Source organism: Salicibibacter cibarius, from assembly GCF_016495725.1.
GTDB classification, from domain to species: Bacteria; Bacillota; Bacilli; order Bacillales; family Marinococcaceae; genus Salicibibacter; species Salicibibacter cibarius.
The window spans coordinates 3,922,822-3,943,073 of record NZ_CP054705.1; the positions used below are offsets into that span (position 1 = coordinate 3,922,822).

The 20,252-nt window shown below is 42.4% G+C and carries 21 protein-coding genes and 1 pseudogene; 5 read left to right on the plus strand and 17 right to left on the minus strand.

Annotated features, from left to right (window positions below; translation table 11 throughout):
• Nucleotides 1-66: 66 nt before the first annotated feature.
• The 8 genes from essC to HUG15_RS19815 all read right to left on the minus strand — a co-directional run bounded on the left by essC (nt 67) and on the right by HUG15_RS19815 (nt 8,685).
• Nucleotides 67-4,497 (minus strand): type VII secretion protein EssC, encoded by a 4,431-nt coding sequence (gene essC, locus HUG15_RS19785; protein WP_200125058.1) that lies wholly within the window; start codon nt 4,495-4,497, stop codon nt 67-69.
• A gap of 21 nt (nt 4,498-4,518) precedes the next feature.
• Nucleotides 4,519-5,805: a type VII secretion protein EssB gene (gene essB / locus HUG15_RS19790; protein ID WP_200125060.1), complete on the minus strand. Its 1,287-nt coding sequence runs from the start codon at nt 5,803-5,805 to the stop codon at nt 4,519-4,521.
• Nucleotides 5,806-5,831: 26 nt separating this feature from the next.
• Nucleotides 5,832-6,071 carry an ESX secretion system protein YukD gene (gene yukD, locus HUG15_RS19795; protein WP_200125062.1) on the minus strand — a complete coding sequence of 80 codons (240 nt, stop codon included), beginning with the start codon at nt 6,069-6,071 and terminating at the stop codon, nt 5,832-5,834.
• A gap of 63 nt (nt 6,072-6,134) precedes the next feature.
• Nucleotides 6,135-6,428 (minus strand): WXG100 family type VII secretion target, encoded by a 294-nt coding sequence (locus tag HUG15_RS19800; RefSeq protein WP_200125064.1) that lies wholly within the window; start codon nt 6,426-6,428, stop codon nt 6,135-6,137.
• A gap of 324 nt (nt 6,429-6,752) precedes the next feature.
• Nucleotides 6,753-6,911: a hypothetical protein gene (locus HUG15_RS19805; protein ID WP_200125066.1), complete on the minus strand. Its 159-nt coding sequence runs from the start codon at nt 6,909-6,911 to the stop codon at nt 6,753-6,755.
• 29 nt (nt 6,912-6,940) lie between these two features.
• On the minus strand, nt 6,941-7,063 hold the full coding sequence (locus tag HUG15_RS23430) for a hypothetical protein (protein WP_281393567.1): 123 nt from the start codon (nt 7,061-7,063) through the stop codon (nt 6,941-6,943).
• A gap of 109 nt (nt 7,064-7,172) precedes the next feature.
• On the minus strand, nt 7,173-7,691 hold the full coding sequence (locus HUG15_RS19810) for an STM3941 family protein (protein ID WP_200125068.1): 519 nt from the start codon (nt 7,689-7,691) through the stop codon (nt 7,173-7,175).
• Between the two features lie 319 nt (nt 7,692-8,010).
• Nucleotides 8,011-8,685 carry a hypothetical protein gene (locus HUG15_RS19815; protein ID WP_200125070.1) on the minus strand — a complete coding sequence of 225 codons (675 nt, stop codon included), beginning with the start codon at nt 8,683-8,685 and terminating at the stop codon, nt 8,011-8,013.
• Between the two features lie 1,112 nt (nt 8,686-9,797).
• On the opposite strand from HUG15_RS19815, the gene HUG15_RS19825 reads away from it, so the two are divergent.
• A complete protein-coding gene (locus tag HUG15_RS19825) occupies nt 9,798-10,814 on the plus strand; it encodes a hypothetical protein (RefSeq protein WP_200125092.1) in 1,017 nt (338 codons plus the stop codon).
• A gap of 134 nt (nt 10,815-10,948) precedes the next feature.
• On the opposite strand, the gene HUG15_RS23435 is transcribed toward HUG15_RS19825, so the two are convergent.
• Nucleotides 10,949-11,227, minus strand: a complete 279-nt coding sequence (locus tag HUG15_RS23435) for an aminopeptidase (RefSeq protein WP_281393568.1) — start codon at nt 11,225-11,227, stop codon at nt 10,949-10,951.
• An 11-nt stretch (nt 11,228-11,238) separates the two neighbouring features.
• A pseudogene (locus tag HUG15_RS19830) lies at nt 11,239-12,170 on the minus strand (aminopeptidase).
• 1,215 nt (nt 12,171-13,385) lie between these two features.
• On the opposite strand from HUG15_RS19830, the gene HUG15_RS19835 reads away from it, so the two are divergent.
• Together HUG15_RS19835 and HUG15_RS19840 are read left to right on the plus strand one after the other, a co-directional pair.
• Entirely contained in the window at nt 13,386-14,156 is a 771-nt protein-coding gene (locus tag HUG15_RS19835) for a hypothetical protein (RefSeq protein WP_200125094.1), read from the plus strand.
• Between the two features lie 473 nt (nt 14,157-14,629).
• Entirely contained in the window at nt 14,630-15,088 is a 459-nt protein-coding gene (locus tag HUG15_RS19840) for a hypothetical protein (protein ID WP_200125097.1), read from the plus strand.
• Between the two features lie 106 nt (nt 15,089-15,194).
• Here the strand turns inward: HUG15_RS19840 and HUG15_RS19845 are convergent, their stop codons facing one another.
• The 7 genes from HUG15_RS19845 to HUG15_RS19875 form a co-directional block, all read right to left on the minus strand.
• Nucleotides 15,195-15,395 carry a hypothetical protein gene (locus HUG15_RS19845; RefSeq protein ID WP_200125099.1) on the minus strand — a complete coding sequence of 67 codons (201 nt, stop codon included), beginning with the start codon at nt 15,393-15,395 and terminating at the stop codon, nt 15,195-15,197.
• 203 nt (nt 15,396-15,598) lie between these two features.
• Entirely contained in the window at nt 15,599-16,057 is a 459-nt protein-coding gene (locus tag HUG15_RS19850; protein ID WP_211202283.1) for a Fic family protein, read from the minus strand.
• Nucleotides 16,035-16,238 (minus strand): hypothetical protein, encoded by a 204-nt coding sequence (locus HUG15_RS19855; RefSeq protein WP_200125103.1) that lies wholly within the window; start codon nt 16,236-16,238, stop codon nt 16,035-16,037. The genes HUG15_RS19850 and HUG15_RS19855 overlap by 23 nt, the downstream gene beginning before the upstream one ends.
• A gap of 205 nt (nt 16,239-16,443) precedes the next feature.
• Nucleotides 16,444-16,626, minus strand: a complete 183-nt coding sequence (locus HUG15_RS19860) for a hypothetical protein (protein ID WP_200125105.1) — start codon at nt 16,624-16,626, stop codon at nt 16,444-16,446.
• 358 nt (nt 16,627-16,984) lie between these two features.
• Entirely contained in the window at nt 16,985-17,221 is a 237-nt protein-coding gene (locus HUG15_RS19865; protein WP_200125107.1) for a helix-turn-helix domain-containing protein, read from the minus strand.
• Between the two features lie 149 nt (nt 17,222-17,370).
• Nucleotides 17,371-17,706 carry a type II toxin-antitoxin system PemK/MazF family toxin gene (locus HUG15_RS19870; RefSeq protein ID WP_200125109.1) on the minus strand — a complete coding sequence of 112 codons (336 nt, stop codon included), beginning with the start codon at nt 17,704-17,706 and terminating at the stop codon, nt 17,371-17,373.
• Complete coding sequence (locus HUG15_RS19875; protein ID WP_246516414.1) at nt 17,703-18,002, minus strand: AbrB/MazE/SpoVT family DNA-binding domain-containing protein; 300 nt, start codon at nt 18,000-18,002, stop codon at nt 17,703-17,705. The genes HUG15_RS19870 and HUG15_RS19875 overlap by 4 nt, the downstream gene beginning before the upstream one ends.
• A gap of 519 nt (nt 18,003-18,521) precedes the next feature.
• Between HUG15_RS19875 and HUG15_RS19880 the strand changes: the two genes are divergently transcribed.
• Together HUG15_RS19880 and HUG15_RS19885 are read left to right on the plus strand one after the other, a co-directional pair.
• A complete protein-coding gene (locus tag HUG15_RS19880) occupies nt 18,522-18,881 on the plus strand; it encodes a hypothetical protein (protein ID WP_200125111.1) in 360 nt (119 codons plus the stop codon).
• 350 nt (nt 18,882-19,231) lie between these two features.
• Nucleotides 19,232-19,882: a VC0807 family protein gene (locus HUG15_RS19885; RefSeq protein ID WP_200125113.1), complete on the plus strand. Its 651-nt coding sequence runs from the start codon at nt 19,232-19,234 to the stop codon at nt 19,880-19,882.
• Nucleotides 19,883-20,252 lie beyond the last annotated feature (370 nt).

Sequence of the window (20,252 nt, forward strand, 5' to 3'; positions counted from 1 at the left end):
GGAGCGAAGAAGCAAGCTGACGCAGAAATTCGACCGCTATTTTTCCCGGACTTTTTGAACAACCTCTTAAAGAACTTCCGGAATTTTGATTTTCATATCCTGACCGTTGACGACATAATACCCGAACCCGGGCGTAATCTCTTCTTCCTTTCGTGAAAAGGAAAGCTGCATCAACGTTTGATCCGATTTTTTCACGACGAGAATGAGTTGGCGTATGAGCTTCAACTCATTAGTAAGCGGGTCAAATCCTTTCGTGAACTCATTGGAATTGCCCGCGATTAAAACACGGAAACCGAGATGGGCGTAATTCTTCATCATGCTGACCACTTTTCCCTGGATTTGCTGGTCAATGGTTTGTTGGAATCGCGACAGGCTGTCCACGGTCAGAATAACAGGATCGAAAGTCGGAAGCGGATCTCCTTGATCCAAAGTTTCCATATAAACCCTTTCGCGTTCCGTCATTACCTCGGAAGTGTTCTCCAACCATTCATTGATCTGTTCCTTCGTGTCAATATAGGAAACGCAGTCTTCCCTTGCGTAATGGGAAAGTTTGCGATCGACACCGTCAAAGGTCCCAATTTCCTTGACATGGCCTTGAATATAATAAGACAGGAGCACTTGCAATGTATTGGATTTTCCTTTGCCCGGTTGTCCTACGACGAGACAATGAGGATTTGCCGCCGCCTTCGTATACACCGGTTTAACCTTGTCTTCATCCAGGGCAAACGGCACTTCTCCGTTTTCCACATCCGCCTGTTGCTTAAAGTCGGATAGCGTCAAGCTTGTCGGCAACATGGCGATTTTATCCGGGAGGTCCGCGTGCGCGTGCATATCCTTGAGCTCAGCGATTTTAGCCTTAGTGCCTTCAAGCACTTCATAGTCATCCCGGCCTCCGGCGGGAAGGTAGACTTGCGAAAAGTAGTTTTCACTCTTATTAATAATGACCCTTCCCGGAATCGCTTCTATTTCGAATTTCGTTCGTCCCAAAATACTCATGCGTTCGTTTTTATCCAACAGGTGATGGATAATTTTCGTCTTCATATTATTGACCAATGGTTGGCGCATCGCGTTTACGCGAGTGGCCGAGAGGAAAAGGTAAATCCCGAGCGATTGCCCGTCTCTGGCAAACTGTATGACGGTATTTTCCACATCCTCAAACTCTTCCTTTACAATGTCGAAGTTGTCAATAACAAGCACGATCATCGGCAACGGTTCTGTTGCTGTATCATTAAACATCTTGATATTGCTAACTTCATGGACCAAGAACAACTCGCGGCGCTTTTCAATCTCGGCTTTCAAGAAATTGATGAGCTTTTCAATTTTTCTTACCTCATCAATCTTGAAATAGTCGCCGGTGTGCGGGAGCTGGCGAAACGGCAGCAACGTCCCCGTACCAAAGTCAAAGATGTAATAATGCAGCTCTTCCGGGCTGAATCCTTCGGCAATCGTTAACATCATCGTCATGAGCGTCGTGGATTTCCCGAACCCGCCGGAACCGAACACAGCTACATTCCCATCTTTAAACCACTCGTAATAAACCGAATACTGCTGTTGTTTCTCAGGTTCATCGGCGAAAGCAATCGGAAATTTCCACTCGCCTCCGTTTCCGACTTCCGGCCGCGGCAGCCATTCTTCAAGCGGGTCAAGCCATGGGCTCGCCGCTTTAACGATGTTGAGCTGTTCGGTTGCCGCTTCAATTTCCTCCACCACTGCTTCAATTTCCGTTTTGCTTTTTTCCTGCTTGGCTTTTGATGTGCGGACGTTCGATATCGGTACCAACCCCGCATCCGTCACGAGGGCAATCTCTTCTTCGCCCTCATGGGTTTCCCGCATATACGGAGCGCCACTCCAAGCAGACTGGAATAAATCATAGAGCTCATTGTTGCCGACTTGCAAATAACCGCGCCCGGTCGTCGTCAAGCTTGCCGCATCGGAGTTTTTCAGGATTTCCTTGGAATCTTGGGCGTCCTGAACTTTTAATGCCGCTTTGAAACGGGCGTTGCTCCAGATTTGATCGTCAATGATCCCCCCGGGCTTTTGTGTCGCCAATATTAAGTGAATCCCTAGGCTACGTCCAATTCTCGCGGCGCTGACAAGCTCCTTGATGAATTCGGGCTCTTCATTTTTCAATTCCGCAAACTCATCCGAGATAATAAAAAGATGCGGCATTGGTTCGTCGACTTTTTTCTCGTTATACAGTTCCATATAATCATCAATGTGATTGACGAGGTTTTTATCAAAGAGACTTTGGCGTTTCTTCAATTCGCTTTTAATCGAGGCTAACGCTCTCATGCTAAAATTCTCGCTCTCGCTGATGTTCGTAATCGTCCCTAACAAATGCGGGATCGTTTTGAACGGCTGGGCCATTCCCCCGCCTTTGTAGTCGATGAGTAGAAAGGCGACTTCATGGGGGTGATAATGAACGGCGAGCGAAAGAATGTACGTTTGTAAAAATTCACTTTTCCCCGATCCGGTCGTCCCCGCGAGCAGCCCGTGAGGGCCGTGCGCTTTTTCGTGAATGTTCAAATCGATCAATTCATCTTTCCCTTTAAAGCCGATCGGGACAGACAACGTTTCGGTTGTATCATTGGCAAGCCAACGTCTGTCAATCTCCAGATCCTTCGTTTGTTTCACCCCGAATAGCTCCATAAAAGAAACCATATCCGGAATGGAACGGCTCATCCCGCGCTGATGGTTCAGCGAGGCCAAAAGACGCGCAAAATCTTCGTCCGTGCTGTGATCCTGTTTATCGAAAGTAAATGGTTTATGTTCCGCTTGGCGCTCGCGAATGACGATTTCGCCTTCTTTGTGATTGACCGCTTTAATGATCGTGTGCACATGCTCGGAAAGATTTTCTTCCGTGTCGGTCATAAAGAGCACGGACATGCCGAGCGCTTTTTCGGGACCTTCCAAGTATTCCATGATGGCATGATCACTAATGAGCGCTCGATCGGCCACCATAAAGACGAAATGGGGCATAAAGCGTTTCTTGCCATCCTGGTCCAGTTCCCGTTCCCGGATCAATTCATAGATTGAAGTCAAAAGTTGGTCTCTCGTTTTTTCATTATAAATAAGGCCTTTGGCAAACATATGCGGCAATTGAAAATGGGGCAGCCAACGCATCCATTCCCAACTTGAATATTCTTCTTCGGAAAAGACCGCAACGAAGCGCAACTCATGATAGCTTTGGAAAAATGCCAACTGGCCAACCATTTGCGCAACTTCACGCTGAACAGTGCCCATTTTTCCGACGTAGCCAATGGAACCGCCGGCAAGGCTTAAGCTTAACGGCGCACGATGGACTTCAGAATAGGCGTCTCTTAACTCCTCCGATTGTTCCATAAGATCGTCTTTATCCCGATTGGCATTGTCGCTGCTTTCATCCGAAAACGAAAAGCTCACGGGGATGTCCGCCCGGCCGACACGCACGTGCATGAAATCATCGTCTTGGCTCGTTTTTTCATAGATGCGTCCACTGATATGGCTCGCCATATATTTCGTCCGTTCAAAAGACGGGAAGTGGTAAAAAAGAACCTCTTTTTGCTTGTCCACCAGTTTTTGCAGCTCTTCCCGCTTTTCCGTTAAGTAACGGGTGTACACCCGATGTCTTTTTTCCTCTTTTCGCTTTCGTGCTTTTTTTTCGCGAAAATACGTAACGGTCGAGGTAATCAGTGTCATCGTAAACATCGTCACGGAGATGATGATAAAAATCCCTCTAGGTATGAGAAGCGCAACAATTCCCATAACCATAAGCATGGCGAGCGGCGGCAATATAATGAGCCATAGGGCGCGTTGGTTATGGTCAACCTCCTGGCTCGGAACGGAGAGCTTCACCTTGTCTTTCGGTTGTTCATAAATGATGCGCGGCGTCCGACGGTACTCCGGATACTTTTTCTTCATTTCGGAAGTCGGAGCCATCATTCGGGGCAATTCGGTGTGGAACGGCCGAAAGCTTTCAACCGTAAGAAGATCTCCTTCTGATACATTTACCGCCAAAAAAGACAGCAATAGCGCATCCCCGTTTTTAATCGGCTGCTTTTGCGTTAATTGCTCGCCGTTCAGATAAATGTTCCCGCCATTATGCGGATAAACATCCCATTGACCATCTTTATGCAAAAGGGTGATCATTGGAACAGGATGTTCATCATCTTCTTCTATGACAATGTCCGCTTCTTTTTTCCCGGAAATCGACACAGTTTTTTCATTGCCGATATAATACGTCCGTTTTTCCGATGGCCGGTCGGTAAAAACGAACGTGACCGTGCCTTGCTCACTGTTGTATTCAAAGGGCTCATTGGCGGTGAGTGCCGTTTGAAAACCGTGCCCATCCATTAATAGACATTGACGTTTGTCATCATCCATCTTTGTATAAAGGACGGTCTTCCCCAACATCGGTACGAGCAAGTCCATATCGCGCGCATTACCGATCGCGGCATTAAACTCTGTAACCTCTATTTTCTGGACGTGTGTATGATAAAACACCCACAATAGATTCATACGTTTCTCTCCCGGCTTCCTCTACTCATCTTCTTCATCCTCCTCGTCTTCTTCGTCCTCGTTCTCCTCTTCTTCTTCCTCTTCTTCATCCTCAGCCAATTGTTCTTGCTCTGCTTCTTCCTCTTCCTGCGCTTCTTCCTCTTCCTGTTGTTCTTGTTCCGTCAGATACTCATCGATTTCCCCCTGTATGTCAGACAGAAGCTCCTCTTGATCCTCACCGGTAATCGATTCGTCGTTACGAATTTCATCTCTCCATTGGAGATTCCCATACATGATCAAATCCTGATCCTGCAAATCTCTTGCAATTTCCGTCGCGTCTTCATTTTCCCCGCGTCCAATGGCAATCCAATATTGAAAATAAGGCTCAGCCGATTGGAGCGTTACCATGTTCTGGACGTTTGACAATTGATCCTCATCCAATGTTTCATGGGCAAGGTAGGAATGAGCCAACTGATATTGCACAACTCTTGGCATTTGATCCGGATTATAGGGTTCCAAAGTATCGATCACTTCGCTGGAATTGTTTTCAATAAACGCTTCGTTGCTCGCGATAAAAGCATCTTGCCTCGGTTGCAGGAACGCCATAGCGTAAATAATGTAGGCAATCGCCGGAACAAGCAGCACAATCAGTCCGATATAGATGCCCTTTTGAACTTTCCATTTCTTGCGCGGCAATGCATACATCTCTTTTTCATTTTCTTCAAACGCTTGAATCCACGCGGAAACCAGTTTATGTAAATCTGTAATTGATTGTTGTTCTTTTAATTGTTTGGCATGATTGGACAATTTCAACGTATCCGCATAGTGCATATATTCGTTAAAACGGTACTGCTCATCTAATAAAACGAGTAACGTTGCCTGCAATTCTGCGAACAGCTTCTCTTCGTCTTGTTCGTACGGTGGCAAGCTTTCTTTAACACCGTAATGCAAAAAAGTGACATCCATCCCTTCATTCATCATCAGATTCTCCGGACAGACGATAAGGTGAAGTCGGGAACTTGAATGATTTTGCACTTTTTCCAACAAAGAATGTGCTGCAAGCAACTTCGCATAATGGCTCTTTTTTCGTAACGTGCCGTATGGGAACAAATAGGAATAGGGCTTTACAATCAAACGAAGCTCGTCTGATTCTTGTTCAAACATCCGCTCCATTTCCTGATCCTGATCTTTTAAAAGTTCCGCTTCCAGGGAGTCAGTAAGCTTTACTTGAGCCGTTTGGAATATAAATGTATAAGTGCCTGCTTCGAGATCCCTTTCAAACAATGCTCCCGTTTGCTCTTCCAGATAGAACTTCTTTTGTTCCTCCACACTCGTAAACCCCTTCACAAATCTGTTTATAAAATTTCCAATCGATCTCCGTTTGTCACTCCGCTGCCTTCAAGCGTCTCATCTCCGGATACCACTTTCTCCTTATTTGCGATCCGAATCCAGCTTCCTTCCCGTCTCGGAACATTCATATCCTTAATTTTCCAGGTTAGATCCACGAGCTTCTTGGCTGTATATTGATCGGATAACCGCAAATCAAAGCCCTGTTTCTCGTAATTATGGAGGTCCACGGTTATTTGAATGTACACATTTCTCACCTTTCATAAGGAAAGGCGCAATATAAGAAACATTGCGCCTATAAATGAATGCTATTAACCTCTGAAGCTGCCGGCAATTTGACTATCCGTTGACTGCATTGTTTCACCGGTGTTGTTCAATTGTTGTGAAATCTGATTTAATAGATCACTCATGTTCATAAAGGATGGTTTTAACCGCTCGTATTGTTCAAGAAAGGCTACTGAAGCTTCACCTTCCCACATCCCTTCCAACTCGCTAATATAACCATCCAGTTTTCCGATAAGTTCCATCACTTCACCGCTGGCAGTATCAAATTGACCTGCTTTGGAAAATAGTTCCTCCGGGGTTACACGAATGTTTCCAGACATGTGTTAACTCCTCCTTGGATATATTTATTTGATAAACAAGGGTTGTCCCTTGAAGTATCTTTCGTCGTCACAAAAATTGCATGGTTGCAAAACGTGATATGATTACAGATTTTATTACAATATTAACATTTAGTTACTATTATCTTACTTACTGGATGAAATTACTGTCAATCACAGATTCATTATTTGGATCAAATTAGGATTATAGTAATTTTTTTATGGGAATATATAGAAATTTAATCAGATTTTAAAAGGTCTATATTCCTATATAAGAAGATTATTGTCTCATAGGGAAATGATAAACTTCTAGTCCGAAACGCCGATCTAAGAGATGACAAACAGCTGGGTATTCATATCAGTCTCTTTCTCTTGAAATTGCCGGCCGAAGCGGATGATGACCGCTTGGATGCTTTGCTGGCCTTGGATCGTTTCCTTTTTAATCTTCTCGACTGCTTCCTTTATGGTTTTGCTTTCGCTGGGCACTAGGTACTTTCCATATCCAACATTGACGATCACCCCTTTAAGTGATAGAACATTTGACTCACGTTAAAATCTTCATCGAATAGTTTCCCCATCCCTTCTCTCATCTGCTTAATGGCCTCCCGAAATTCTTCTTGCTGCTTGTTCACAAGCATCACGATCCCGTCCTACACGTCATTCGGCACGTCAAAACCGATGTTATGACCAACAGTTTCGATGCCGCTCTTATTTAAAATTTCCCCGTAATTTTTAAGCGAAAAACCTTTAATCCCTCGTCTCTTGAAGTTTAGGCGTACGCCGTTCCAGTTCATATAATAGTTGATCTTTCTTTTTCAGCCGATTCCATGTTATCCCAAATACAGGGATACCCATTTCCTTGTTTACCTCTGCTGTTTTCTGCATCGCCAGGGGCATGAGCACACTATATTCTTCCTCATTATGCAAAACAATCCCAATGAAGTTTTGATGACGAGTAGCGTAAGGCATATAACCGGCAATATCCTCAAACTTAATCTCGATCGGCATGTTTGGCATTAAATAAAGGACAAGGTGCTCCTTAGTCAACGTTACATATGGCTTTGCACTTAATAATCTAACCAAACCAAAAATGAAAGCGACAAGAAAAAACACAGCACCAAGAGTACCCATAGCAATGTCGTATGGCTCTTCTTCAACCATCCCCACATATGCAAAATAGGAAACTGCCAATACGAATAGCAATGCGGCAATGAGAATTAGAGCATTTTTCTCTTTCGATTCATAAAAGTGAAGCTCCTCAAACATTGCTGCTCCCTCCCTTGCCGCTCGAAAAAATTACCGTGTTTACGGTTCAAACATTAACACAAATGACTGTTTGTATAGCTAATTTAGAGGACACTCTTTTGTCCCCCTGTTGACGAGCGCGTGTTAGCATTAATCCATAACCTAAAAAAACTGCTACTATGTCTAAGTAATCCTAATAATGGGCTTTCTTTTCATATGTGAATTTGCAATATAAAAGCCTACAGATGGAAGTATTGTAAAAAAACGATGGCAAGAATAGTGATTTCATTTAGGAATCGATTCATCCTAAATGAAAAAACAGTCATAGAAACTGACTGTTTTATTCAATGTTAAGCTCTTCCCCATCTTCCATTTCCACGATAAAGCTTTTATCTCTTAATTCATCCTTTTCGACATTGAGGTGTTGCCTTGGCATTTCGTAATCTTCTTCATCGTCACTGTCATTCGGTTCACTGTGGATATCGACAATGATTCTGGCTATGTCATCATCTTCCAGTATGATCTGCTGCGCTCGAAGGGTATGCCCCATATAATCATCGGTTTGATAGTGCAAAACATCATGCTCGTCAAAATCAAACGTATCTTCATCACCTTCCGGATGGTCATCTTCCGTGTATAGCCAAATGCCTGGTTCTGGTTCTCGGTCAGGGGATCCAAATCCAATCCAGTTGATACGCTGGAAATCGACCAAATTTGTATCATTGGGATCGCCTGGTTCTACACCCTGGCCATTGCCCCCTTCATCTTCCTCGGCCGCATTGTCCTCATCAACTGACACATCAGGATCAGAGGCCTCTACACCTTCACCATTTTCCCCTTCTTCATTGGCTGCATTTTCTTCCTCGTTGCCAGTGTCCTCGCTCTCGTTCTCACTATCCTCTGTTACCGTTTCATCATTACCATTCTCCGGCTCGGCATCGGTTTCCTCTGAATCCCCGCATGCCGCCAACAATAACGCAGAAACCAAGAACAATAATAATTGATAATGTTTCATCGATAAACCTCCAATATGTATGTAAATAATTACTATACTATCGTCTAAGATAGACTTTTCATAAAATATATGCAAGCAATATTAGTGGCACACGGGGTAAAAATATTCAGTATGATCATGTTGAGAACGAATCGCTACGGCAAAGCCGTAAATAGTTTGTTCTTTTTAATTTTCATCTTTCTCTTCATGAGACCAACCGACTTCATCAATCAAAGCTATTCAACTGCAATCGGAATGTTCTGTTCTTCAGCTATCTCAAGCGCCTCAACAACCTCAGTGCTAATTGCGTTGTCCCGGAGCCCTTGTCATGCAAGGGCTGAATGCAATGCGAAAAGAACCCCCAAAACCCAACGCGTTCACAGACTTGGCGGTGCTTATAATGATCGGCGCGGAACCATCGCCCCCATAGCGTAAAAAGCCCTTCGGCATGTGCCCCGTATCAGATTAGTCCTCGAGATTGGGCTTTGAAGACTCCTTGTATTGTACGGGACCCAATTGAATCCTCAGGATCGGATTTGGAGAACGCATCATAGTTGCCGATTGCCAAATGCCGTTTGAAAATGCAATAAACGCGCTGGATAATGTCGCGGCATTTGATACATTAAGCATTTCAGAGGCGCACACGCTTGTTTTGTATGATCCATTGTTTCGAACAGTAACACTCGATGATTTCCCGGTAGATGTGTTACATTATTAAACGGCGCAGGTGATCTCGGAGTTTTCACATCGGTTATTTTCTCTTCATAGGCTAATAGGTTATACAGTTCGCTGTGTTTCATGTTGTTGAATCGCGTGCCGCAGGACGTAATTTATATGGATCGCGGGGTGTTTTTTATTTACTGGAGTGCCGTTTTGTGGCTGTAATTATTAAACAGGGGTGGTGATATCGATGCGTGATGTGTTGTAGATGCTTTGAAACCATGAATCAAAACTCCGACAAGATATGCAGAACCAATCGCGTTTTTCGAAAAAGGGGTTCACTGCTATCAAGCGGCATCACAAAGAGTTGCGTCGATTGATTAGCCAATTGGAGCGTATGGTTGAACAGTCAGAGGCGTTGGTGTGAACTAAATTCATTTATTAGAGAAGAAATGGAAAGGGAAGATGTTTTTATGAAGAAAATTAAAACGATACCAATCAAAATCGGAGCGGTGACCGGGGTTTCCGCCTTGCTCACCGGGTGTGGCGCGACTGCGCAGGATGATTACATGAGCGCTTATGACGAAGTCCAGGATGCCGACACATTCGAGGCCGATATACAGATGTCGATGGATGTCGAAAGCGACGTGTTCGGCCATGAAGAAACGGAGATGTTAAATAACACGGTTTTGGCCATGGATGTGATGTCGGATGTGGCAAACGATCAACACGAAGTAGACATAGGGCTTGCTCTTAGTATGGGCGCCATGGATATGAACATCGACATGCCGATGTTTCTGGACAATAGCGGCGATGAAGAAAAGCTTTATTCGACGTCTGACGGAATGATTGATATCATCGATTCGATGTTGATGTTCGAGGGCTTTCCAATGAATATTGAAACACCTGAAAGTATTCAAGGTACTGTCGTTGAATTGCCGGTCGAGGATGACGGGCAAAACGAAGAAGTATCCGAAGAACAGGAAGAAGCGACGGAAAATATTATGGCGCAGTCGCGGACGTTCTTGGAAGATATGGATGAAGAAGCCTTTACAAGAGACGAAGACGCCGAGAATATGATTACATATAGCGTTGATGGCAACGTTGTTGTAGACGCTTTGTTTGATATGCTTGAAGATAACCCAGCGATCTTTGAAGGTGTCGAAGATATGAACGAAGCAGCCATTGATGACGATCTTTCCGAAATCCGCGACGAGATCGATGAGTATATCGAAGTCGATGAAGTGGAAACCGAGGTTGTGCTTAATGAGAACGGTTCGATGGCCACGGAAGAGATGCGCATCCCTATGATGTTAAACAATGACCGGGGTGAAACAATTGACATGACGCTGCATATGGATGTGGAATATAACAGCATCGATGACGATTTGGATTTTTCATTTGATCTTTCCGAAGATAATATTATAAGCGAAGATGAATTCGAAGAAGCGATGGAAGAGTCGTTTAATGATCCTATGATGATGCCCTAATTTTCATGAAAAAAAGTGACTGTTTAGCACGAATGGCCACGGTGTATGATGCGTTCAATCAGTTATTGCTGGTTGAACGTTTTTAATGGCGTCTCAGGTTCAAGCTCCTTCCATCCCTCTAAGGAGTAGCCAAATTAGAATTGGAAATCCCCATCCTTCATTAGGAGGACTTCAGTTCCATCTTCTTTAATGCCCACTACTTTCATATCCTCGCTACCAAAGGTCACATTGACTAACAGAAGGGAAGTATTGAGGCCTGCTGCCTTCAATTCTTCTTCCGATAGGTTGCTGCCATTTAGAAGGTTAGATGGGGAGGCGTTTCCGATTCCAATATGGCAGGCCGTATTTTCATCCAACAAAGTGTTGTAAAAGAGAGTTTCCGCCTGAGAAAGAGGAGAATGGTTAGAGACCAAAGCAATTTCCCCTAGACTTTGTAGCACTTCTGCCCACTGGCGGCATAATAGGCAGTAATCCATCCATCTTTAAAGGTGAGGTGAAAATCATCGATGACACTTCCCCCATAGATAAGCGGTTTAGTGGCTACTAGTTTGCCATTTACCTTATTTTTGTGGGGAGCTGAAAATATTTCTTCCGTGGGAATGTTCGGAAAGAACGGTATTCCCTGTTTATCTATAACACCCCCGCCGATATAGAGGTGATTTTCAGGCATACCGACGAATAAATCAGTTCCTCGGCTATTCGTAAAATGCAGGGCTTCAAACTGGCTGTCGTTTAGAAACTTTTTCCGGGACTCGAAGGCTCTATCATGATTTTCCCAGTCTTTCATAGGATTTTTCCATCCGCCCGAGCGCCACGTAAGATTAATTGCCATAACGATTGCAAGGCTTTTTCTTTACTTAAGTGAGGAAATACTTTAGTGGCCCATGCAAAGTTCGGGACAACTAAAAGACACCAGCGTACCTCGTGGGATCTAATCTTTGCGTTATGATCCTTCAACTTGGTGCGAGAGGCCTTTTGGAAGCGACTCATCCGTTCTGTGGAAACATCCTTAAAGGCATCTAAGTTTTCAGAAATAATATGGATGTAAGCAGCACCCGCATCGTCCCACTCCTTAAAGCGAGAGTACTGCCAGTTGGGAAAATGATCGATGGCATCATCTGCTGCATGCAAATAAAATTCTTTGGTAGACTGTTCATCTGTCCAATCCATAACCACATTTGAAGCTCCCGCATCATAGGCAGCCGTTTGGATTAGACGTGCAAACGTAACATTTTCTATGTCACTATGAATAATCACTAATTGATTCTTTTGCACATTTACACCTGTTCGGACAGCAAGTTCTGCATATTTTTTCAACTGCTCTTTACTAACAAGCTCATATTTTCCTTTAATCACACTCAACTCCTAACTTTTTATTCCATTATACCATTGGGAAAGCATAAGTATTTCTGTACGCTATGATTAATTTTTCTGCATTACGCCACATTTTTCGTGAAATTGATTTTCATTTGAGCTCAGGCATGCCTCTGACCCTCGCTTAAAGCAATTCCATTTGCCTTCTTTCACGTCCATTTTATATGATGATTTACATGATACGTATACAGTGTTACGTTTCAAAAGCCCTTTCCCTATAAATAATCAAACGGGACCGCGATAGTATGGCCTTCACACAGCGAGACAAGCCGGGCAAAAAGTCATACCCTGAGTCAATCGGCCACATACAGTCGTCTATCGTTCTGTTTTCGGCGATCGTTCAGATTTTAGATCGTTTGATCTCGTCTCACAATTTTTTGTGAACGAAGATAAAATGGTGCTTTTAGAAATATTTTCTGAAGCACGCTACTCATGCAGGGTGGCTGAATCTCTTGATCACACGAATCAGGATTGATTCGTTCCGGCCTATTAGTACTCTACTGCCGATGTTCGAAGGTCAACTCATCCACTACACTGACTTTGGCTCCCTAATTCGAGCTTTCAAAAGCTGTTAGGTCGCCAACGAAAGCTTTTGACGACCTAACGCCAGTAAGCGAAAGCCGTTCGGTTATCAAAGACGACTTTTGACGCCGTAACTCCGAAAGTTAGACGTCTTTCGGTCGTCAACAGACAGTCTCACGCGTGGTCGGCAGCGGTGTGATCATTTAATTCAACTCTTCTTACACTAGTTTATATAATAATTATGCATAATAAGAATAAATTAGGAATAATCCTTATACTCCTGTTTCATAAACAAGGCCATTTAACGGAATAACGAATGATTGATAAATATGATTAGATTTGCAGGCAATGAACGACCATATTCAATTTTTAATTCCATAAAGTTACTCCTGCTCTTGTGAATGATTTTAAATAAGTGTTCGATTGATCTAAAGGTGGGGACAGAAGGGAAGATGATGCAGACTCTTGAAACGACGAAATGTTAAATGATCCTGATAAAGAGGGTTTCAAGGATATTAAACAAACGGGCGTGATTGTTTAATAATATTAGCGTTCTTTAGTTAAGAAAACAATTATATTATCAGCTTGTATGAGGAAAACACGGCCTTTTGTATGTTAAGATTATGATAATTAATACAAATGCAGAGAACTGCACATTGATGGGAGGAATGCATAATGAAAACATTTACGAAAACAGCATCCACAATGGTTCTAAGTGTAGCACTGTTAGCTGCTTGTGGAGATGATGAAGAAGATATTGCCAATGATGCTACAAAGCCTGCCGATGACACGAATGAAAAAGAAGCAGAAGATTCTGAAATACCAGAGGACGAAGTAGCAGGGGATGAAACAGCAGCAACCGAAGAAGATGAAGAAAATGATGAAAATACAGATGATCTTAATGAGGAGAGCGATGAAGAGAGTAACGGTAACAGTGATGATACTGTAATGGATGATGGAATGCACATCGGCGATGATTTATTAGGTTTAGGGGAAACTGTTACATTAGAAGACTCTTATGGTACATACGAGATCACACCTGATAATCCCAGATTCTTAGATTATTTCGAACATCCAAATGACAGTGATGAAGTGTTTGATAGCAATTGGGAATTTTTAGCAATTGATTATGATATTACTATAATAAGTGATGAGGGTTTAGAGGATGAATCTAATGAACAATTGTCTGCTAGTTTATATTATGAAGGTGAAGGAGTTGCTCAAAGGCCAGCAGAGTTCCAGCTGAGAAATTGGTTAGGAGATATGGAAGAAGGTGAAAGTGATACAGCTACAGTCTTGTATGAGACATCTGAAGGTGGGGATTATAAAATCCTTCTTTCACCGGGTCTTATATCGGTAGAGGGAGATGATCCCTTTGAATCAGAACAAATACCAGAGCTAGAAGAAAGTTTTGAGTTCACTATTGAGGCTGAAGAAGATAGTTAATGATCTTGAGCAAAGTAGCATATTTTCAGGCAAAAGCATTCTCAGAGCGCTCGTTAGCACACTTATTGCTCATCCAAAGACAGCATTAGCATTACGGTAGAAGTACATAATGTCTAATTAAAGGGAGGGGAAATGGTCTAAGCCGCACCGCTAAAGAGGCAAGTAAATTATTTGTCCATTTGATTCTAGAAATGGGTGAGCAAACTTTTTTATTTTTTCACAAAGAAAGAATCCGTTTTGATCAGTCTTTTTCCAAATGGATTCTTCTTGTTTGCGGTAATATAAGGATTTGTGGAGTATAGCTACATCAGTGGCGGATTATCGCACCGTATTCCCTGAAAATCATTGGCTATCGAACGCCATTGGAAGTGTTTTGAAGAGTTTACGCCAAATATAAATATCTTTGCTACAAAGATTTATTTTGGATAGAAGTTTTAAAGCTGAAGAAATCATCGGGGAAGGGGGAGACATTGATGAGAGGACTTGAGGTGGCAACCGCTATTGCGGGACTGGCATTGACCTTGCTGGCTACAGTAACATTTGGTCTGGTTGTGATAGCATCGAGCCTCGGATTCAATTTTGGGTACAGCGCGCTTGCCTGGGTTGGAACGCGCGTGTGGTTTGCGGATGGAGACAGCTGGTTTGGCACGTGGGTAACAGCACTTCTGTCGATCCGGATGATTCCTCTTATCGGAAACGGCCTTGCCATCTTGCTTACCGTTTTTGCCCTCCTGCGTAAAAACAAAACCGTCAAAACGGCACTTATCATATATTTATTCTCAGCCCTGCTCGTATTTATTTCAACATTCGGGATTGGCTGGCCGGCTTCGCTTTGTTTGTTGGGGGCTTGCTTCGCCTCTTTGCTCCGGACGATCCGAGCAAAACAAGATAGAGAAAAGCCTGTTGATTCGAACGTTTCTGAAATAGAATAAAACCAAGGATGTTCTCTCCGGTGTTTCTGAGTAAATAGACCGTGGTAGGGGTAACTACTTTATTGTTTGTTCTAGGGTGGCGCCAACGCAAAGCGGCCATGGTTTATCAAACTTTTTTTCCGTTTTGTTTACGGTTAAATGTGATATTTCTTTTGATCATGTACATCAATAATACAACGAAACCACCAACGGCCAATGGCTCCATGGGTATGGCCGATTGCAGGATATGGTCGGGGAGTATAATGAGTAATAGCTGACTTGCAATGTATAAAACAAATGCGATAAGTACGACGATACTGATACCCATGTGGCAGATCCTCCTAGGGCGTTTTTTTCGTTTTATCAAAATTAGCGTCGCAAACCCTTTCAAAACCTATGAACAACCCCCTGATAAACATTAGAGATTGTTTACACGTTTATTTTTCTTGTTCCAATCGTTTTGCGTGCTCCATGGCTTTTTTTCGCAATTCTGGCGTCTGCGCTCTTCTTCCGACATATTGCGAAACGCTTTCATACTAGTTTTAAATATTCTTCTAGTGTCGTTATTTCAAGAGACGCCACCATATCAATAAGCCCCGCATAATCGTTGTGTACACCAGCATGATCTAACACTTCATAATATTTTTGCCGCTCATCGACTTGAATAATCACCGGTAAATATCCAGCTCTCATCAGCTCAAAATTCATGAGCAACCGTGCTGTTCGCCCATTGCCATCCAAGAAAGGATGGATGTTTACAAATTTGCTATGAAGAATAGCCGCAATTTCAATCGGATGATGATTATTTTCTATGGCAGAGGTATACCAATATATCAGCTCCTCCATGTCATCTGCAATTTTATAATGAGGGGTTACGGCGTGCAAGGCCCCTATGATAACGACGTCTCGATGGCGATACGCCCCCGCATGATCTGTATCAATCCCTCTTAAAATCAAGGAATGAATGCTACGAATAAGGCGCTCTGTCAATGGCTCGGCGATTACATTCTCTACATACTATGGCATCCCGATGATTAATCGCTTCCATATGTTCCCGGAGCATTTTTCCTTTCCCGATCGTAATACCGTCCTCGAGAATTGCTTTTGTTTCATAAATCGTTAACGTGTTTCCTTCGATGGCGTTGACAATCGGTTTTAGGTGTTTATTCACTTTGACTTATATTCAGATTCATAATAATCGCGGTGCTTTCGGAAATGACGGACGGCTTTTCTTGCCTTCATCATATCAATCAAGGTGCTGTTGATGGTTCAGATCAAAAAGGAAAAGAGATCCCTTATTTGGCTCTCTTGTTATTGCTCAATCGGTTTAGTTCTAAATCGTGTTGGCCGACTTTACCAGAAAGGTACATATTATCCTAATTTAAACGGTCTACTTTTTTGTCAATGTTGTTAATCATACCCATAACGTCTTCATGGTTGTTTAATTCAATTCTGTCGAGCCGCTTTTCGATCTCATCGAACCTTTTATTAGGCTGATTAAACCCTTCGTCAATCTGTGTTTTTAGGGAAAGCAACATTTCTTTTAATTCGTTATCCATCACTCATCCCACCTATTCGGATTAATTGTATCATTAATAGCATAAGGCGTGAATGATCACCTGGCGGGTAGGACATACAAAAATGGTCGATACGAGCGTGCAAAAATTTCGATGGATGCCTATCGTAAGTTATTTGTATTTGGAGTTTCTACCATTGCAATGAAACATTGCGATTAACTGCAGGGGCTGCGGGGACGGTCAAACTGCTGTTGGTTAGGATCAAATATACTTTGTTTTTAGGAATCTCGTTGCTTTAGTGACGAGCAGTTCAATCTTGTTCTTTGAATACTTCATGCAGAATAGTGAGGGTTTTTTTCTGCGTAAATGAATCTCTGTGTATAAGAAGGATATTCATTTCTTAAATGAATTCATTGTTCGCCGAACCGACTGCGAAAAAATCGAAAACATCCAAATCAAATACATGTGCAATTTTTTCCAATGTATTGATCGTTATATTTCGCTCGCCTCGTTCGATAGAGCCAATATAAGATATCGCTGTATCTGTATACTCTGCCAATTGCTCTAGCGTCATATTGTTTGCTTTTCTGAAACTTCTTATTGTAGCACCAATTCTTTGCTGAGTTGTATTATTCATGGAAAAACTCTCTCTTTATCATTTATAAATAAGTTTAGTGAAATTCAATAAAGAAAAAGTGATAAGACCGCGGGGGATCTTATCCCTCATACAAGCCTTTTTTTCTATTAGCAAATGTCCGTTGAAGCGGGGTTTGTTACCAGGCAACCTCACAAATACATAAACGTATGAATCCGCTTGATACAGGTCTCTGTCACGTTTTGTGGCGCTTCCTCGACGATTTGGATTTGGCGTGATTGCCAGTCAATGCTTTTAACATGATCAGTTAAGATCGAACCCCTGATCTTTAAACCTTTAGGTAGTTCCACCTCAAACGGGTACCCCTTTTTTTGCTTCGTGATCTGGCAAACAATTGCCAGATCAGTTACTTGATTAAACGACTTCGGCGACAATATAATGGCAGGTCTGTGACCTGCCTGCTCGCGTCCTGATTGCGGATGGAAGTTTAAATAAACAAGGTCTCCTTTTTCCGGAACTGTTCTCACCAGACTTCCTTCCCTTCTGGTTGACCCCAGTCGATAAAATCAGGCTTATTTTCATCTGTAACCTGTGACAATAATTCATCAAGCGTTGGGGCAGCGTCAATTGGCCTGATCAGAATGCCGTTTTGTTCTTCAATCATTTCAACCTCGGAGCCGTCATAGATCGACACGTTCTTGGCTAATTTATGAGGGATACGAACCCCTAAGCTGTTCCCCCACCGTTGAATTTTTGATGACATGGAGAACCCCTCTTTCTGATTTTTAAAATCGTTAAGATCATTATTTTTGTTATGTTTCATTATAACACCCCTTGAACGCATTGTATACACCAGTATATACATTAAGGGGTGTGATGATACAATGCTCTGCGTGCAAATCATACGCACGCTGTATAAAAAAGAACCGACACGCCGTTAATTAGCGCATCGGCTTGAATCATCGGTTATCGACACCATCACGACCATAGCGAGCACGGGCTATCTACCGCGCATGGGTCTATCGCTACTGAAGTTTTTCAACCAATGATTGTTCGCTTCACGCGTTTCATTGGCTGCGTCGCAGCCTCGGGTTGTTGCGAAAAGCCATCCTTTTTGGATATGATGGACTCAGAAGGTTTTTTTACAGAAAACACCATTCAATGATCAGGCCATATTGTCGAATAAATTTTTGTGGAATAAGCATTGCACTCGTTATTGGCTTTTGAGGGGCTAGGTTATATAGTAACTAAGTAAAGATTAGGGGAGTGTTACTACTGTAATGGTGCACAACATTTCAACTACTTGTATTAGGATTTTTAATGCTTGTAAAAGGGGTGAAGTATGAGTTTCGGGAAAAAACTTATCCCTTTTTACGTAGCAATCGCGCTTATAGCACTTATCCTTTATTTAATCTATAAGCCTAGCCCAGAGGGTACTTATGAGCACTATGATGAGGCAAAAGCTGCGTTTATGGCAGATAGTGACTTGATTGGGCAACAAATCGTTGGAGAATTTGCGGAGGATAACAACCTGTTTATTGTATTTAAGGATGACCCTGCCAGTCAAGAACCACACTATGCATTTGCTTGTTTCTCAAAAAAGCAAAATGATGAAGTTGTTTGGCATGGAAGTTCAAATTATTTTTACGGTGGAGGGGAAAGCACAGCAATAAAGTCTCCTTGTTTCGATGAAGAAGAATAGTATATGTATCAAACCGATGTAGATGCAGATAAGCCGTTTGAAGGATATCCCATTGCAGAAGGGGTCTTAAAAAGTGATAATACCAGACCTGACGTTCGCTACTGGATTCTTGAAGAGTAGAAACGTACAGCAATGAAATGAAAGCTCTTTATCACTTTTAACACTATTCAAGAATAGGGCGCGTTTCTGGAATAACGGGGATTGCGCTCTCCTCGAGAATCGGCTAATTAAATGGAGGGTGATTCCTCTGAAAGAAATTTAAGTGAATTTATGGTAATTGTTTATTTAAAATGATGAAGTGGTTTATAATGATTTGTGGAAATAAAAAGAACAAATGAGGTTTTATTAATATGGCAAAAAGACAAAGGACAGGAAAAAAGCTAATTTTATTGGATTTGCTTTTTTACGCCATATTTCCTCTTTTCATATGGAATTTTGGTAGGGAACTTTTAGGGGATTATGCAGCAATGCTAATCTCAACAATTCCGGGAATTGCATATACCATCTATCGATATTTACTGGAAAAGCAATTTAACATTGCAGGATTGTTTATTATTGGAACATTAGCATTGGGAACGACTGTTAATCTGTTATCTGGCTCAGCAGAGCAGATGTTATGGAATGGAGTATATTTAGGTTTGTTTTATGTAGTTGTTCACTTTGTTGCTCTGATTTTTAAGCGTCCGTTTGCCTTATATTTTGCTGTTGATTTCGCATATTTGCAAGGTTATGCGCGAAAAGATAGTACAACATTATTTTTTCAAAAAGGAATTTTTAAGTGGTTTCAATTTATTCAGGTAATATTCATCATCAGGGGTCTTTTTATGGCGGGGTTACAGGCATTTTTACTGCAAAAATACGGTGTTGATGGATACAATGAAATGTTAATATACAGACAAATTGCCGGTTGGTTTTTCGGTATATTGATTATGGGAATGTTCTTTTATACAAAAGTTCCAGTACAAAGTTTTTTTGATAAACAGCGAAATATACCTACATAAAAAGAGATAAGGCCGTAGGCGTGACCTTATCACATCGTTTGGTGAGGTGAATCCCATAACCATATACCGTCCGATGACCAATCGGATTGTTCTTTTTTTATTCTATCCCTTTTTTCCGTCTAAGTCAATGTGGATATAGGATTCACCGCTTAACTGGCTGCAACAGCAGCCTCTTGATCGCACCGGGTATCGCACCCGCATCATGTATCCTACCCGCACCGTTCGAATGCATCAGCTAAGATGCTGGCTATCATAGCTAAGCCGTCGTGTATACCCGCGACGCACGTAGGCTAGCGTGATTGTTATTAGCCTCCGCATCAGATTGATTAATCCCCGGCCGGTGCGTTGGCAGGTGCCTAAAATGCCCACG

Bases quoted from the DNA above. Each gene is read 5' to 3' on its own strand.
- HUG15_RS19860 (WP_200125105.1), bottom strand. From the start codon at position 16,626: ATGGATAACGAATTAAAAGAAATGTTGCTTTCCCTAAAAACACAGATT.
- HUG15_RS19845 (WP_200125099.1), bottom strand. From the start codon at position 15,395: ATGGGTATCAGTATCGTCGTACTTATCGCATTTGTTTTATACATTGCA.
- HUG15_RS19815 (WP_200125070.1), bottom strand. From the start codon at position 8,685: ATGAAACATTATCAATTATTATTGTTCTTGGTTTCTGCGTTATTGTTG.
- essC (WP_200125058.1), bottom strand. From the start codon at position 4,497: ATGAATCTATTGTGGGTGTTTTATCATACACACGTCCAGAAAATAGAG.
- HUG15_RS19800 (WP_200125064.1), bottom strand. From the start codon at position 6,428: ATGTCTGGAAACATTCGTGTAACCCCGGAGGAACTATTTTCCAAAGCA.
- HUG15_RS19880 (WP_200125111.1), top strand. From the start codon at position 18,522: ATGAGTTTCGGGAAAAAACTTATCCCTTTTTACGTAGCAATCGCGCTT.
- HUG15_RS19885 (WP_200125113.1), top strand. From the start codon at position 19,232: ATGGCAAAAAGACAAAGGACAGGAAAAAAGCTAATTTTATTGGATTTG.
- HUG15_RS19875 (WP_246516414.1), bottom strand. From the start codon at position 18,002: ATGAAACATAACAAAAATAATGATCTTAACGATTTTAAAAATCAGAAA.
- HUG15_RS19840 (WP_200125097.1), top strand. From the start codon at position 14,630: ATGAGAGGACTTGAGGTGGCAACCGCTATTGCGGGACTGGCATTGACC.
- HUG15_RS19825 (WP_200125092.1), top strand. From the start codon at position 9,798: ATGAAGAAAATTAAAACGATACCAATCAAAATCGGAGCGGTGACCGGG.
- HUG15_RS23430 (WP_281393567.1), bottom strand. From the start codon at position 7,063: ATGCTTGTGAACAAGCAGCAAGAAGAATTTCGGGAGGCCATTAAGCAG.
- HUG15_RS19835 (WP_200125094.1), top strand. From the start codon at position 13,386: ATGAAAACATTTACGAAAACAGCATCCACAATGGTTCTAAGTGTAGCA.
- HUG15_RS19810 (WP_200125068.1), bottom strand. From the start codon at position 7,691: ATGTTTGAGGAGCTTCACTTTTATGAATCGAAAGAGAAAAATGCTCTA.
- HUG15_RS19865 (WP_200125107.1), bottom strand. From the start codon at position 17,221: ATGAATAATACAACTCAGCAAAGAATTGGTGCTACAATAAGAAGTTTC.